This is a genomic window from Haloferula luteola (assembly GCF_014201715.1).
Taxonomy (GTDB): domain Bacteria; phylum Verrucomicrobiota; class Verrucomicrobiia; order Verrucomicrobiales; family Akkermansiaceae; genus Haloferula; species Haloferula luteola.
On record NZ_JACHFD010000007.1, the window covers coordinates 56,728 to 73,053 of the forward strand.

Here is a 16,326-nt window from a genome sequence, read left to right on the forward strand (position 1 = left end):
CGAAGGCGCTCGAATTGGCGTTGATCGATCACTTTTGCTTGCGGTTGCTTTGCCAACAAGAAGTCGCCGCATTCGGTAAGGCCCACGATTTCAGTAGGGTGGGCACCCGCCTGATTCAGGAAGGCGAGTTTGATTAATGTGCTTTGGAGCGTCGCGTTCCGTGTCACAACCGAATATCGCTCCTCCTCAGGTAGACCTGGGAAATCAGAATCGCTTTTCCTCTCTATCTCGAATCGCTTCCCAAGTGACCCATCCGGTCGTAGATCAAAGAGTTTGTAGACGACCCGTTGAGATTCGTCCAGATATGGTGCCGCTTCCGCACCTGATGGTAGCGGGATGAGATCGCCTCCAAACAGCAAGCCGTCAGATCCTCGTTGGAGACCAAGAGAGGAAAGAGGAATTAGCGGGACTTCGAAGTCTAACGCCCGTTGGGCAAAAGCGGCATTCCAAACATCAACCGAAATCGATTGCCGGGATGAAGGCGCTCGAGATGCTGCCAGGATTCCATTCGCTCGTTCTCGGTTAATGGCAGTGCAAGCTGCTCGCTGTCTCGAACAGAGTTCGGAAGCGCTGATTGCAGTGGGGCGCCCCGTCCTGAAATCGTGGGAGAGTTGGCCGGAGAATTCTTCATCTGGAGGAAACACGAAGGGTTTGATTATCGTGAACGGGAGGGAGTGTGGTGTGGCTGCGCTAATGTTTCAAGAACCAGTCTAGGCCGCTTTTTCGGTTCATAACCAATATGTGGGTTCTGGTCGGAAAGGGGTGCCACATATTGCGGTGCGCAAATGAGCATACGTGGTTTGACGCGCCGATGTAGGCCGAGATGAAGAGGCATCCAAGGAGGCGATTGATTGCGCGAGAGGCTAGGTTCCCACAAATCCCAAAATGGCCCAGAAATGGCCCGCTCAGTGGGGCCGGCTTGGCGTGACGTAAGTCCGGGATTCACGCAACCTCTTGAATAAGAGAATGGTGGGCAGAGAAGGATTCGAACCTTCGTAGGCTCACGCCAGCAGATTTACAGTCTGCCCCATTTGACCGCTCTGGTATCTGCCCTTGTCCCGGTCGGGGCCGGAGGTCTAGGGGGCGAGGTCGGCATTTGCAAGGGGAAAACGCATCGAAAAAGGAGGAGTTTTCGATGCATCGAATCAGGCCTCAGGTCCCCATCCTCGAACGCGAACGTTTTCGATGACGAGGAAGCGTTTTCCAGAGGCCGTTTCCCGGCAGGAAAGCTGGGCCACGACAGGGACACCATCGCCAGAGATGAGATGCTGGAGTTCGGCGTCGTCTTTGGAATCGCCATGGAAAAGGGAGTCTAACAGGGTTTGGGCGAGGGAGCCTTCGCGGGCGAATCCGCCGAAGCTGCGGCCCTCGATGGGGGCGGTGAGCTGGTAGGGGATGAAGCGTCCGTCGCCTTGGCCGCGCGGTTTGATTTGGAGATGGAATTCACCCTGAGAGCCGCGTCGGCCAGCGGCGAACTGGTAGAACCAGTCGTCGTGGAATTCGAGGAAGAGTCGCCCGTCGAGTTTCCATGAACCGTCGCGCTCGATCATGGGTACGGGGAAGCCTTTCGGGAGGGTGGGGGTGAAAACCTGGAAGAAGTGAAGACCGGGAAGGAGGATCGGGCCTTCGATCCGGGTGTAGGCGATGGGTCCGTCGGAAAGGGCTGAGGCTTCGGAAGCGAGATCGGAGGATTCCGGATCATCAGCAGATGGGGTCTGAGGAAGAAGGAAAGGCACCCGTTGGTCCCACCGAGGGGCATCCAGGAAGGCTTCGAGGGCAAGGCGGGAGGGGTCGGCTGATACCGGTGCGGCGGGAGCGGGATCGGGAAGAGGAGGCAGGTCGGGAAGCTCGGAGGCGCTGAGGTCGGGTAGCGGACGAGGAGGGTCTGCGGGAGATTTCCGATGGGTGGGTGATGAGGCCGCAAGGGCGGGCTCCGAGGAGGGGGGTGGTGGCGCGGGGACGTTGAGGGAGGGGCCTGGAGTGAGGAATATCGGAGATGCGGAGGAGAGTCTGGTGAGGGTCAGTGCCTGGCCGGCAAGCAGACCGAGCATGAAAAAGACCAGACAGGCGAGCAGCATCACGGCCCAGCGAAGGCGACCGAGAGCGGGGATTTCGAGGGTAGTGGGGATGGTGGTGGAGCGCGGAGAGGTGGCTGTTGCGGGCTTCGGTTCTTCGATGGGTTCCGGAGGTGCAGGAGCCGGTCGCGAGGGATCGAATCCTTCGAATGGGTGATCGCTTGAGGAGGGCGCCAGGGATTCGACGGGTGCAGGAACATTGGCTTCCGGTTCAACCGGGTGATTCGAAGGAGCGGGAGCCGGAAGGGGGGGAGGTTCGGGAGGCAAAGCCGTGTCGACCGCGGGCTCAATGGGTGCCGTGATTTCTGGGGCGACTGGTGGCGTGGAGATGGAAAGTTGGGCCGGCGTCTCGGGTTCGGCAAACGGAGAAGGCGGTGGTGGAGGCGAAGGAGGGCGAAAGAAGGGTCGCGGATCGCCTGGAGGAATGGGTTCCGATGACGGCGGTGGAGTCGGTAGCCCGCTGAACGGAAGGGAGGCAGAAACGTTGTCCGGAGGTCCTGCAGAAACGGGTGGGGTGGTGATGGGAAAGGGTTGGAATGGATCGAAGGGGGGGGCGGTGACTTGCCGGCCACAGCAGGGACAAGGGCCCGCGGTGCCTGCAGCCGTCGCCGGCACGTGCAGGCGGGACTGGCAGTAGGGGCAATGGAAAGTCAGGGGCGCCATGAGTGCGAGGGGTGAAGAAGACTTTCAGGTGGGTCGGCGACTGTCGATCACGGGGCCCAGGAGATCTCCGGTGATGGGGCGGTGGTGGCGAGGGCGAAGGTGTGGCCTGTGAGGGAGGGATGGTGCGGGTGGTAGAGGGTAAGCTTGGCCAAGTCTTGGAGGCTTCCAGTGGCAGAGGAGTTGCCAATTCGAACCTGCTGCGGTGGGTGACTGAGACCAGTTCCGAGGCATTTCAGAGCCGCCTCTTTGCTGGTCCAAATCTCGATCAATCGATGTTCTCGGTCCGGGAGAGTGAGCGCTTGGATCTCGTGGATTTCTTCGGGATGGCAAAAGTGAGTCTCGCATCCGACCAAATCGCGGCCGCGGTCCGTGCGTTCGAGATCCACTCCCACAGGATGATCGTTGCAGATCGCGAGAACGCCGAGGTGGTCCGTGTGAGTGAGATTGAAGTGAAGTGGGCAACCCTCGAGAAAAGGTTTGCCCCAGTCGGCTTCTCTCCAAATGAGCTCACGAGGCGACATCGCCAGATGGGATGCGAGGTGGCGGCGGGTAAGGGCGCGAAATGCCCTCCAGCGCGCAGCGAGATGAGGGAAGGCAAATCGTCGCGCCCGCTTGGTCTCCTCCAGGCTCAGATCGCGGTGGGTGTCCTCTTCCCGAATGGATAGGGGGTCGAGCAAATGGAGCGTGACGGGCATCGGTGCGACCCTTTGAAAATCATAAAATCTCTGTCGTGAATGCTCAAAATGTACAAAAGGATTTCCTACGGGATGACGTGGGTTGCGCGGAAATATACGCAAATCACTGGGGATGAGTGGTTAAACTTGGAGGGTGGTAAAATGCAGTGAGTGGCTAAATTCTTGTAATACTGAATCATCAGGCTAGGCTGGCTGTGCGTTGCTCCCCCCTAGGGCAGCGTCTTACCCACCCTCATTTCCCCGTCCCATGTCCCACCCCCAGCAGGTACCGGTGTGCCTTTCGGCCACCTTTACAGTCGATCCCCTGTCGCTTGTTTTGGAATCGTGGTTGGCCGCATTTGGTCTGACTGCAGAGGTAAAGATCGCAGGATTTCAGCAGGTTCATCAGCAGCTCCTCGATCCGGGTAGTTTGCTTTCCTGCAATCGGGGAGGAGTGAATGTGGTACTGGTCCGGGGGCAGGATCTAGCGGTGGGCACGCCAGCTCGCGGGCGTTCAGCGGCACGAGAGATTGGTGCCGCCTTGGCGGAGTCGGTGGCAAGAAATGGAATTCGTACTCTGGTGGTGGCTTGCCCCTGCCAACAGGCGCAAGTGGCAGAGGAGGTTTTCTTGGCGGAGTTAAGAGAGCAGGTGGGGGAAATTTCAGGGGCAGAGTTTTTGGACGCGTCTGCGGTGGCGCGACTTTATCAGGTTGAAGACGCTTACGACCTGGAGGCGGAGGTGGCGGCGGCGGTTCCGTATACCGATGCGATGTATCGCGCTTTGGGGACATGGGTGTCGCGGCGCTTGCTGGCTGGTATGCGCAAGCCTATCAAAGTGATTGCGGTGGATGCCGATCATACTTTGTGGACGGGAGTCGTGGGCGAGGTGGGTGCGTCCGGGGTTGAGGTCGGTCCAGCCCGTCGGGCATTTCAGAAGTTTCTATTGGAGTGCCGGTCGCAGGGTCATCTGTTGTGTTTGGTGTCCAAGAACCACCCCGACGATGTCGAAGCGGTGTTTCGGGAGCATCCGGACATGGTGATCGGTCGCGATGCCTTTGTGGAGTCGATGATCAATTGGGAGCCCAAGTCCTCGAATCTGCGGCAGATCGCGGCGCGGCTGAATCTGGGGCTCGATGCGTTTCTGTTCTTGGATGATAGCCCGGCGGAAATTGCCGAGGTGGCGGCAAATGCGCCGGCGGTGATGGGGGTGAGAATTCCTGAGAATGAGGCCGACTTGCCAGCGTTCTTGCAGCATCTCTGGGTGTTGGATCGGCATGACGCGAGTGCGGAGGACGTGCGGAGAGCGGATTTTTATCATGATGAAGCGCAACGGCGGGCATTGCGTGAACGCACCGGGAGTTACGAGGAATTCATTTCCGGTCTGGATCTGCGCATGGAAATCGTTCCGCTGGATGATTCGAATTTGGGTCGTGCGAGTCAGCTGACCCGACGGACGAATCAGTTCAATTCCTGCCCGCGGCCGCGGGATGAGGCGAAGTTGCGGGAGAGCTGCCGGGGCATGGTGGCGCGTCTTGTCGAGGTGCGGGATCGTTTTGGCGATTACGGTGCGGTGGGCCTGATGATTTTCCGCGAGGACGGAGGACGGCTATGGGCAGAGACTTTCCTGTTGAGCTGCCGAGCACTGGGCAAGGGGGTGGAGCAACGGATGTTGCGATACCTCGGGGATTTTGCGCGCGAACTGCAGCTTGAAGAGATCGCGATCTGGTTCAGCGATAGTGGTCGGAATCAACCGGTGCGCGAGTTTTTGGAAGGCTTGCCAGGACGTTGGGAGGATGAGCTGCGGATCATTCCTGCGGCCTTGGCTCGTCAATGTTCCCTGGTGCCCTCGGCGCTGGCAGGAACTACGACGCAAGCCGTGGTAGGAGAGCCGGTCACCGATGCGGAGTGCGTTGCAATGATTGCGCATCAACTGCGCACGGCGGAGGCGATTGGTTCTTGGATGGCAGAGCCCATGCGGCCACGGCCGGAGATTTCCGAGCGTTACGTCGATCCGGTGGGATTCGTCGAGGAACGGATTGCGGCGATCTGGGCCGGCGTTCTGAATGTGGAAAAGGTGGGTCGCCACGATCGATTTGTGGATTTGGGGGGCAATTCCCTGCAGCTGGTGAGAGTTCATGCTCAGGTGCAGCGGGAGTTTGGAAAGCCCTTCGAGTTGGTCCGGATGTTCGAACATCCGACTGTGGAAGAGCAGGCCCAGTTGGTCGTCGAAGAGGTCGAGCCAACTCCGACACCCGTGGAGGCGACCCCTGAGTTGGAGGGTCGAGAGGCTCTCGCGATCGTTGGCATGGCGGTGCGCTTGCCAGGAGCGAACACTCCTGAGGAGCTCTGGGAGAATTTGCGGGCGGGCGTTGAATCGATTGAGGTGTTTGATGCCGCGGGCGAGGAGGTCCCGGGTCCCTCGGACGATCCGGCGTTCGTTCGTGCGCGGGGCTTGTTGAAGCCGGAGTTGTATGAGGGGCTCGATGGGGGATTGTTCGGGATCCTGCCGCGAGAGGCGGAGATCATCGATCCCCAGCAACGGGTCTTTCTTGAGTTGTGCTGGGAGGCTTTGGAGCGAGGTGGCTATCGGCCGGATGCGGCTGAGGAAGAAGGAGGCCGTGTAGGCATTTATGCCGGCTGCTACTATGACACCTACCTTCCGCATCATATCCTCTCGGACCCGGAAATGCACCGTCGCCATTTGGCGGAGGCGCAGGTGGGGGCTCTGCAGGTCGAGTTTGGCAATGATAAGGATCATCTGGCGACCCGAGTTGCCTTCAAGCTGAACCTCAAGGGGCCGAGCTTGACGGTGCAAACGGCTTGTTCGAGCTCGCTCGTCGCGGTGGGACATGCGGCCATGGCTCTGCGGTCCGGGCATTGCGACATGGCCCTGGCGGGTGGCATCACCATCACTGTGCCTCAGAAGCGGGGCTATCACCACGAGGAAGGGGGGATGCTGTCGCGTGACGGTCATTGTCGGCCATTCGATGCGGAAAGTTCTGGGACGGTCTTCTCGAATGGTGGCGGAGTGGTGCTTCTCAAGCGATTGGCGGATGCGGTTCGCGATGGCGACACGATTCATGCGGTGATCCGCGGATATGGGCTGAACAATGATGGGGGTACCAAGCACAGCTATGCGGCCCCGAGCGTCGATGGCCAAGCGGATGCGATCCGGCGGGCGCATTTGGATGCGGGTGTGGATCCGCGGACGATCACCTATGTGGAAGCGCATGGGACGGCGACTCCGCTTGGCGATCCGATCGAGATTGCCGGGCTTACGGCGGCTTTCAGGAAAGGTACGGAGGATGTCGGATTTTGTGCGGTTGGATCTTTGAAGTCCAATTTGGGGCACCTTGATACCGCTGCAGGGGTCTGCGGCTTGATCAAAACAGCACTCTCGTTGCAGCACGGTGAACTGCCGCCGGTGCTCCATTTCAAGACGCCCAATCCGCGGATTGATTGGGCCCAGTCGCCGTTCTTTGTGAACGATACTCTGCGTCCTTGGGTGCCTGCTACGGGTTCGCCACGGCGTGCTGGAGTGAGTTCCTTCGGTGTGGGCGGAACCAATGCGCACGTGATTCTTGAAGAGGCCCCTCGCGATGTGACGCCTCAGGAAGAGGGGGCAGGTCCTCGGTTGTGGGTGCTTTCGGGGCGTACGGAAAAGGCCGTCGATGACCTGGCTGAAAAGCTTGGAAGTTTTGCGGCGGGAGAGCGAAAAGAGTCATTTTCGGCTGCTGCCCGGACGTTGGCGCTGGGCCGCAAACCGATGGCACTGCGTACTGCGGTGGTAGCGCGGGATTGGGCCGATCTGGGCCGGGCGTTGAGTGAGGGTCGGATGGCGCCCGTCGAATCGGCCTCATCGGCGCCGGGACTGGTGTGGATGTTCCCGGGACAGGGCGCTCAGCATCCGGGCATGACGGCGGACTTGTACGCCGCGGAGGCGGGTTACCGGGCTGATATCGATTTTTGTGCCGACTTCCTTGAACCTTTGATCGGCGAGGACCTGCGGGCGAGCTTGTTTGCCCGGGAGGGAGATGAGGCGGAGCGGCTCACTCATACGGTGCTGGCGCAACCGGCGATTTTCGCGGTCGAGTGGGCCCTGGCCCGGCAGTGGGCCCGGTGGGGAGTGTTGCCGGAACTGATGATGGGTCACAGCGTCGGGGAATTCACCGCGGCTTGTTTGGCCGGGGTGTTTTCAATCGAAGATGGGCTGAGGCTTTTGGCGGCAAGGGGGGAATTGATGGGCTCAATGCCGGGAGGGTCGATGCTTTCCGTGCGACTTTCCGCCGAGAAGTTGCGGGCCCGTTTGCCGGATTCGCTGGACCTCGCGGCGGTGAATGGTCCCGAGTTGGTCGTGGTCGCTGGTGAGCGGGACACCGTGGCCGACTTCGCGGCTGAACTGGAAGCGGATGGCATTCAGGTGCGGGAGTTGCACACGTCCCACGCATTTCATAGTCGGATGATGGATCCGGTGATCGCCCGCTTCCGTAAGACTTTGGAATCGATGCGGCTGCACCCGCCGAAGATGCCAATTCTGTCGACGGTCACTGGTCAGTTGCTGACGGATGAGCAGGCGATGGATCCAGGATACTGGGCGTCGCACTTGCGCCAAACGGTGGACTTCCATGGAGCGGTGGTGGCGGCTGCCGAGAAAGAAGGTCGACTTTATCTTGAGGTGGGTCCCGGCCAAACTTTGACCACGCTTTCCCGCCAATCGGTCGGACGTCGTGGCAAAGGGTTTGTGGCGAGCTGTCATCATCCGGCTGCGGAAGGATCTGACCACGAGCGGCTGTTGCTGGCTGCTGGGGAACTATGGGCCCACGGTGCTGCTCTTGAGTTGGAAAGATTTCATGGCGATGCGCCCAAGCGAAGGGTGCCCCTGCCGACCTATCCATTCCAGCGTCGGCGGGCATGGCTTGAGTGCCGACTGCTGGATCGCCCGGTCGAGCGCCTGGCTCCCTTGCCCAAGTCGGAGACGGTCACGGATCTTCCCCAAATCCCTGCCGTCACGGCAACGGTGGGAATGCTCGATCAGGTTCGCGAAGTCCTGGAGGGGCTATCCGGAATTCCCGGGGAGGAGATGGAGCCTCGCTTCAGTTTCCTTGAGTTGGGATTTGATTCGTTGTTGCTGACGCAGGCGGCGAGGGAACTGCAGAAGGCGTTTGGTGTGCCTGTTGCATTTCGCGATTTGATGCAGAGCTTTCCGACGCTTGAGCGTCTGGTGGCACATCTCGAAAAGAACGCCGTGGCCGCCCCGCGTCCGCAGCCTGTCGTGGTGTCTGCGGCGATTCCGCCTGAGGGGGAGGTGGCGCCGATGTCCGCCCCCGCGGATATGTTGGGGCGGGTCCGCGAAGTGCTGGAAGGATTGTCGGGAATTCCGGCTGCTGAAATGTCCCCCCATTCGGGCTTCCTCGAATTGGGGTTTGATTCGTTGTTGCTGACGCAGGCAGCGAGGGAGTTGCAGAAGGCCTTTGGGGTGCCCATCGCTTTCCGCGATTTGATGCAAGCCTACCCAACCTTGGGGCAATTGGTGGAGCATCTGGAAGCTCAGGGAGTTCCAGTTTCTGCAGTCAAATCGGCCTCCGCGGTGGTCGAGAAGGCGGTGATTCCGGCCCCGCCGGCAGCTCCGGAGGAAGAGTCTGGAGTTTCAGGACCACGCACTCGCATCGATCGCAGTCAGCGGTCCGACGAGTTGACCCCACCCCAGCGGGCACACCTTGATCAATTGATTCTCGAATACTGCGAGAAGACGAAGACCTCGAAATCGAAGACTCAGGAATACCGGCCGTGGCATGCCGATCCGCGCACCGTCAACGGTTTCAACCGCCTCTACAAGGAGATGGTCTATCAGATTGTGGCTACGCGCATGCAGGGCTGCAAGATGTGGGATGTGGATGGCAATGAGTACATCGACATGGTCAATGGATTCGGGCCGAATTTCCTTGGTCACGCTCCGGAGTTCGTGACGAGTGCGATCCAGGAGGCACTGGCGACCGGGCTGGAGATCGGCCCGCAATGCGAGACGGCGATGGAGTGTTCGAAGCTGTTTTGCGAAGTGACCGGCAACGAGCGGGTGTGCTTCCTGAATACGGGTTCGGAAGCGGTGCAGGCCGCGATGCGCATTGCCCGAACGGTGACAGGCCGCGACAAGGTGTTGGTTTTCGACAAGGATTATCACGGGAACTTCGATCCGGTATTGGTGCGCTCGGTTGGCAAGGGCGCGCGGCGTCGGACGCTGCCGCTGGCTCCCGGGATTCCGGACAGTGCAGTGGGCGATGTGATCGTGGTGCCGTGGGGGAAACCGGAGGCCTTGGACATGATCCGCGAGGTCGCCCACGAGTTGGCCGCCGTGTTGGTGGAGCCCGTGCAGAGTCGTCAACCGGAGTTGATCCCGATCGAGTTCGTCCATGAGGTGAAAAAGATCGCGGAGGAAAGTGGGTTCCTATTGGTTTTTGACGAAGTCATCACCGGTATCCGCCAGGGACCGGGAGGCGCGCAGGCTTTGTATGGTATCCGTGCCGACCTCGCCACCTATGGCAAAGTCTTTGGTGGCGGTGCGCTGCCGATTGGCATCATCGGCGGCAAGGCCAAATACATGGATACCTTCGATGGTGGGCAGTGGCAGTATGGCGACGAGTCTTTCCCGGAGAAGGAAGTGACGTTCTTCGCGGGGACGTTCGTCCGTTTGCCCCTGGCCATGGCGGCCTGTCGGGCAGTGCTACGACACGTGAAGGAGCAGCCGAAAGCGTATTGGGAAACCATTGGCTCCCGTGCGGATCGCCTGGCGGGTACGGTCGATCGTTTGTTCCGAGATCATGGGATTGATGTCCGCATGGTGAACTTCAACTCGCAGATGTACCTTCGGGTCGGTGAGGGAGAGAAGCACGGGAATCTGATCTACTACCATCTTCGGAAACGGGGCGTATTTGCGATGGAGGGTCTGCCCTTCTATCTGACGGCGGCGCACAGCGATGCCGATGTGGATCGGGTGATTGAAGCCTTCCGCGAAACGATCGCCGCCCTGCAGGATGGAGGATTCTTCCCTCGGCTTACGATCTCGACGGAAACCGAAGCGGCACCGGGAGTTCGCGGGCCCTTCCCGATGACCGAGCCGATGTCGGAGCTGTGGTTGGCTTCTTTGCTCGGTGAGGAGGCCAATCTTGCCTTCAATGAGATGCTCCAGTTGCGGCTGGAAGGTACGATTGACCTAGGCGCGGTGCGAGCGGCCTTGCAGGATCTGGTGGATCGTCATGACGCCTTGCGGCTACGGGTGCCGTCGCGGCAGGCGCCTCAATTTGTGATCGATAGCCGGCAATCGGTGGAGATCCTCGAGAAGGATTTTCGCGGCGAGGCTGATGGCGAAGGTCGCTTGATGCAGGCTGGCCTGGAACAACGGGAAACGCCCTTTGATTTGGAAACCGGGCCGGTTTTCCGAGTGGTGGTTGCCCGCTTGCGGGAGGATCGGACGGTGCTGCAGTTCGTGGCTCATCACCTTGCAGCGGATGGCTGGTCGTTCGAGGTTCTGATGAAGGACTTCAAGGTCGCCTACGAGGCGAGAAAGGCCGGCATGAAGCCGATTCAGAAGAGTGCGCCATCGATCGTTGATCGCGCCCTCCGCGAGCATCAACAGGGCGGTGCCCCCGCGGAAACCCTGGCGTGGTGGAAAGAGCGTTTTGCGGGTGGAGTGAAGGAAGCCGAGTTGCCCTTGGAAAAGGCCTACGGCGCGGCCCCGGTTTATCGCTCGTCAACCTGTGAGTTGATGCTGGATGCTGCCACAGCTGGCCGTTTGAAGGAGCTGGCAAGGAAGTGTGGCGCGACCCTCAATAGCACTTTGTTAGGAGGGTTCGAGGCGCTCGTTCATCGTTTGACGGGGCAGTCGGAGTTCGTGCTGACATTCCCTTCTGCTGGGCAGATGAGTTCCGGTGAGGAGTCCTTAGTGGGGCACTGCGTCAACTTTCTTCCTCTGCCGGCGCAGGTGGATCCTGAGGCTTCGTTCAAGGATTTGGTGGCTCGCGCTTCGATGGATCAACTCGATGTGCTGGAGCATGGTGAAGTGACCTATGGAGAGCTGCTGCGCACGCTGAAGCCGGTGCGCGAGGGCGGCCGTAGGCCGATGATGGAAATCATCTTCAACTTGGAACCGTCAGGCGACCCGGGATATGTGGGCAACTTGCGCGCCAAGGTTGAGACGGTGCCAGCGCGATACAGCAACTCGACAATCTTTCTCAACTTGATGTTGATGCCGGAAGGGATGCTTCTGTCCTCGACGTTCAACTGTGAGTTGATCGACGAAGGGACGATGCGCGCCTGGCTTGAGTGCCTCCGGGAGCTGCTTTTGGATGCCGCCAAGGACCCTTCGTGCCCGGTGGGCATGCTCCAGATTTTGAGTGCGGATGCCAACGCGCGGATCGAGTCTTGGAGCCAAGGGGGATCTCGCGTGCTTCCGGTGACCGTGAGCGAACGTTTTCAGGAAACCGCTCGGTTGCATGCTGCCCGCACTGCCCTCGTGTGGGATGGCGGGGAAATGAATTATCATGATCTCGCGTTGCGGGTTTCCGGTTTGGCCGGCGCCTTGCTGGAGCGAGGGGTTGAGCCGGGTGACCGGGTGGGTGTTCTTCTCGACCGCGGTCCGGAGCGGGTGATTGCCCAACTGGCAGTGCTGCAGGCCGGTGCTTGTTACGTCCCGCTGGAAGCGAGCTTCCCAAGCGAGCGTCGTCGCGAGATTTTGGATCAATGCGAGGCGCGCATCGTTTTGTCGCGGGGCGACGGAGAGGGTTGTGATGTTCTTGATCCGACGACGGTGGGTGCTGGAGAGAGTCCTTTGGTGGCCAGGACGCCCCAAGATCCGGCCTATGTCATGTTCACCTCCGGATCGACCGGGGAGCCCAAGGGTGTGGTGGTGCCCCATTCCGGGATTGTCCGATTGGTCACGAACACCCGCTATTGTCAGTTCGGACCTGAGGAGACTTTTCTGCATGCGGCGGCGCCCGCGTTCGATGCCTCCACGTTCGAGATCTTTGGTGCTTTGCTGCACGGGGCACGATTGGTTTTGCCCGGACCGGGTGATCTTTCGCTGGCGGTCTTGGGGACCCTCGTAAGGGAGAAACGAGTGACCACGCTCTGGCTGACGGCTGGATTGTTCGAACTGATGGTCGATGAACATCTCGCGGACCTGCGAGGCCTGAAACAGTTCCTCGTGGGAGGAGATGTGGTGTCGATGGTGCATGCGCGCCGAGCGATGCAAGCGCTTCCCGATACCCGCCTTATCAACGGTTACGGCCCCACGGAAAACACGACCTTCACGACGGCGCGGACGATCCGAGAAAGTGACCTGATGGGGGCGACCCTTCCGATTGGCTCGCCCATTGGTGGAACCTTTGTCGAAATCGTCGATGCTGGAGGAAGACGCGTGCCGGTAGGCGTTCCTGGCGAATTGCTGACAGGTGGTGCGGGCTTGGCGCTCGGCTATCTTGGCCGACCCGATCTGACCGAGGAGCGATTTGCGTCAACGGACCGTGGGAGGATCTATCGTACGGGCGACCTGTGCCGCTGGCGAGCGGATGGGAGTGTGGCCTTTATCGGGCGACGCGATCATCAGGTGAAGGTGCGGGGCTTCCGCATCGAGTTGGCTGAGATCGAGGCCTGCCTGCAGTCATGCGAGGGGGTCCGGCAATCGAAGGTCGTTGTGCGGGGTAAGGGTGCGGCGGACAAACGACTGCTTGCGTGGTATGTGGCCCCTGAATCGGTGGCGGAAGAGTGGGTTCGGCAGAAGCTAGTTGAAAGCCTGCCAGCGTTCATGGTGCCGGATCGGATGATGCGGCTTGATGCGTTGCCGGTCAATGCGAACGGCAAAGTGGACGTGACGAGCTTGCCTGAGCCGGGTGCCACGCGGCAAGTGACGGGGATGGTGGAAGTGCCGGACGGCGATACGGAAATTCGGCTGGCCTCCATCTGGCGCGAGATTCTTGGAGTTTCCGAAGTGCATCGGCACGACGATTTCTTCGAGATGGGTGGCAATTCGTTGGGGGGGCTGCGGATGTTTGCCCGGATTCATCGGGAGTTCGGTGCCATGTTGCCCTTGGCGACTTTGCTGAGAGCGCGGACGGTGTCGGCTTTGGCTCTGGCCATCGACGAAGCGAATCGCCACGCGCAGGTTTTGACGCCTCAGGTGGATGATCATCTGGCGGTGATTCAATCGGAGGGCGAGAGGGCACCTCTGTATGCGATCCATGGCGGAGATGGTGGCATTCTGTTCTATCGGGAGCTGGCCGAGCGATTGCCATCGGACCGTCCATTCAAGGCGATCGAATCGCCCGATTTGGGGCGCAATGAGGCCATCCAGGTGGACACGATTGAAGAAACCGCCGCTCGTTATGTGGAGATGCTTCGGGCGGATCGTCCGGAAGGTCCCTATTTGCTTGCGGGTTACTCCTATGGAGGGGTGGTCGCGTATGAGATGGCACGACAGTTGGTCAATGCCGGGCAGGAGGTGCCCTTCGTTGGGCTGTTCGATACGATCAATCCTGCGGCAGAGATCCGGCCCTATGCCCTGACCGAGCGAGTGTCGGTTTACTGGAATGCCAAGCAGGGTTTGTCTCTCGGTGAGCGGATTCTGAAGTTGGCGAATCGATTTGCTGAGGGCGTGAATACGCACCTACGAGTGAAGTCGGAGTCCGCTGCTGCCCATCGTGCTGGCCATGCTGGTGCCCATTCCGAGGAACGGGCGGTGCTGCTTCGGGAAGCGCATGAAGCTGCCATGGATGCTTACCGTCCGGGTCCGTTCCATGGGCGTTTGCATGTGTTCCGTGCCGCCGAGGTGAACGACAAGTTTGAGGTTCCGAATGATTACGGTTGGGGGCCCTTGGTCGATCAGTTGGAGATGATCGACGTCCCGGGAGAGCACCTGACCTTGTTCGAGGAGGGCAACGTCGCGCCCCTAGCGGATCGATTCAACCGGTGTCTTCACGAGGCGCCGGGTCAACCCTCCGTAAAAGCCTGAACCTACGATAACAGGGGATTTTCATCACCACACTCTGGGCTTTACATGATGTGCTTCACCCAGCTCCCACTTTGAATCCTTCCGTGGCATCCCGATTCTCACGAATCTTGGCTTGGTCCGTCTGCCTAGGGGCAGTCGGATGGGGCCCCGCGTGGGCGCAGGCATCACTGGATGCGATTTTGGAAGTCCGTCCGCTGGAGGAGGCGAGAGTGAATGCGGAGGTGGTGGAGTTGGGTGAGTTGGCACCGCGGGAAGATTTGAGTGATGCCGGTATGCCGGAGCAGGGCCTCGATCTTGGGATCAAGGTGGGCGCGCTGTGGGACGATAATATTTTTCTTTCCCGTTCTCAGGAGGAGTCCGACTTGGTGGTTAAGGTGACTCCGAAGGTGGGTTGGGTTCAAGGCGTCGAGGGCGCACGAGGCGCTTATTTGTCGGCGGTTTATCAACCTTCCGCAGTCATCTATCTCGACCACGGTGGCGAGAATCGTGTTGATCATGATCTTGCGGTGAAGGTGGGATACGAAGGACGTCGTAGTGGGATGGTTTATCAGGGATCGGTACGTCGCTTGGGGAATCCCACGGCTGAATTGGGGGCGATCAAGGCGGATCGCACCGAAGACGACCAAGAGCTCCGGTTTATTTGGAGGCCGAAAGAGAAGCTGGGGGTTCAATGGGCCGCAGGAACTTCCGGGCAGGACTACGATGGAGCGACGCTTTCGGACTCGCGCTCGAACTATTTGGAGGCAGCTCTGGAATTTGCCTATTCGCCCAAGACAAGTGTGACGGCGGCCTTCCGGAGCGGTCGTGCCGAAGTTGAAGGTTCGCCAGATCAGACCTATCAGCAGGCGACGTTGGCTCTGGTGTGGAAGCCACGGGAAAAATGGTCCATCCACATCAAGGGAGGTGTGGAATCGCGGGACTATGCGCAGGGTGGAGACACCCATGGCATCGTGGATGCCCGGGTCGAGTGGCAGCCACGTGAGGGCACGACGGTGTTCGCCAGTGCTTATCAGCGGGAAGAGGTTTCGGCTGTATTCGCCGGTCAGAACATCAAGGTTGCCGGCCTCAGCGGGGGAGTGCGACAAAAGCTAGGACGCCGCTGGGTGGCTTCGTTGGAAGCTGGGTGGGAGAGTTCGGATTACAAGCAGGTGGCTGCCGGAGCGGCGGCGGCAGGCCGCCGCGACGAGGTGATGTTTGTGAGGCCGTCGGTTGAGTATTCGGTGAGCGATGATTTTCGGGTGGGGGTGGGATACCGCTATGAGCGGAATACCTCCAATAACAACACCTATGGTTATGATAATCATCAGGTTGGTGTGGAACTCCAGTATGACTTCTGAAGGATGAAGATACGAATGGCATCGGGGCTGTGGGCCCTTTGGACTTGTCTTTTTCTGCTGGTGCCAGCGCTGGCACAGGAGGCTGGATCTGGATTGATCGGAAGCCGGGATAGCGTCGAGGTGCGGGTGTTCCGAGAGGACAACTTGACCACGCGGGGTCAGCTTTCATTGGAGGGTGAGATCGAAGTGCCGTTGATCGGTGCTGTGCGATTGGCGGGCCTATCTACCACGGAAGCAGCACGGGTGATCGAGGCCCGGCTGCGCGATGGCTATTTGGTCAAGCCAGAGGTCACGGTGGCGATCACCGCGCGAGTGCGCAAAACGGTGACGGTCTTGGGTCAAGCGCAGCGGCCGGGAGTGTTTCAAATCGATCCGAATCGCGAACTCACCTTGATCGAGGCCATTGGCCTAGCAGGGGGCATGACTCGAATCGCCAATGAAAAGAAGGTCACCCTCAAGCGCAAGGGGAGCGAGCGTGCCTATCGGGTCAACGTGAAGGCAATCGCTGCGGGCGAGGCCAAGGACATCCCGTTGCGCGACGGCGATGTGATTTCGATCCCAGAAAGCCTCTTCTGAGT

The 16,326-nt window shown here is 59.9% G+C and carries 5 protein-coding genes and 1 tRNA gene; 3 read left to right on the forward strand and 3 right to left on the reverse strand.

The window, feature by feature from the left end:
* Positions 1 to 967: 967 nt before the first annotated feature.
* The 3 genes from HNR46_RS08400 to HNR46_RS08410 all read right to left on the reverse strand — a co-directional run bounded on the left by HNR46_RS08400 (position 968) and on the right by HNR46_RS08410 (position 3,433).
* A tRNA-Tyr gene (locus HNR46_RS08400) sits at positions 968 to 1,053 on the reverse strand.
* A 92-nt stretch (positions 1,054 to 1,145) separates the two neighbouring features.
* A complete protein-coding gene (locus HNR46_RS08405) occupies positions 1,146 to 2,738 on the reverse strand; it encodes a hypothetical protein (RefSeq protein ID WP_184017720.1) in 1,593 nt (530 codons plus the stop codon).
* A 47-nt stretch (positions 2,739 to 2,785) separates the two neighbouring features.
* Complete coding sequence (locus HNR46_RS08410) at positions 2,786 to 3,433, reverse strand: 4'-phosphopantetheinyl transferase family protein (protein ID WP_184017723.1); 648 nt, start codon at positions 3,431 to 3,433, stop codon at positions 2,786 to 2,788.
* 247 nt (positions 3,434 to 3,680) lie between these two features.
* On the opposite strand from HNR46_RS08410, the gene HNR46_RS08415 reads away from it, so the two are divergent.
* The 3 genes from HNR46_RS08415 to HNR46_RS08425 all read left to right on the forward strand — a co-directional run bounded on the left by HNR46_RS08415 (position 3,681) and on the right by HNR46_RS08425 (position 16,324).
* Positions 3,681 to 14,411: a non-ribosomal peptide synthetase/type I polyketide synthase gene (locus HNR46_RS08415; protein WP_184017725.1), complete on the forward strand. Its 10,731-nt coding sequence runs from the start codon at positions 3,681 to 3,683 to the stop codon at positions 14,409 to 14,411.
* A gap of 83 nt (positions 14,412 to 14,494) precedes the next feature.
* A complete protein-coding gene (locus tag HNR46_RS21365) occupies positions 14,495 to 15,748 on the forward strand; it encodes an outer membrane beta-barrel protein (protein WP_184017727.1) in 1,254 nt (417 codons plus the stop codon).
* 3 nt (positions 15,749 to 15,751) lie between these two features.
* Entirely contained in the window at positions 15,752 to 16,324 is a 573-nt protein-coding gene (locus HNR46_RS08425; protein WP_184017729.1) for a polysaccharide biosynthesis/export family protein, read from the forward strand.
* Positions 16,325 to 16,326 lie beyond the last annotated feature (2 nt).

What these genes read in the sequence shown, in the direction of transcription:
- HNR46_RS08405 (WP_184017720.1), bottom strand. Translation starts at nt 2,738, where the DNA reads ATGGCGCCCCTGACTTTCCATTGCCCCTACTGCCAGTCCCGCCTGCAC.
- HNR46_RS08410 (WP_184017723.1), bottom strand. Translation starts at nt 3,433, where the DNA reads ATGCCCGTCACGCTCCATTTGCTCGACCCCCTATCCATTCGGGAAGAG.
- HNR46_RS08415 (WP_184017725.1), top strand. Translation starts at nt 3,681, where the DNA reads ATGTCCCACCCCCAGCAGGTACCGGTGTGCCTTTCGGCCACCTTTACA.
- HNR46_RS08425 (WP_184017729.1), top strand. Translation starts at nt 15,752, where the DNA reads ATGAAGATACGAATGGCATCGGGGCTGTGGGCCCTTTGGACTTGTCTT.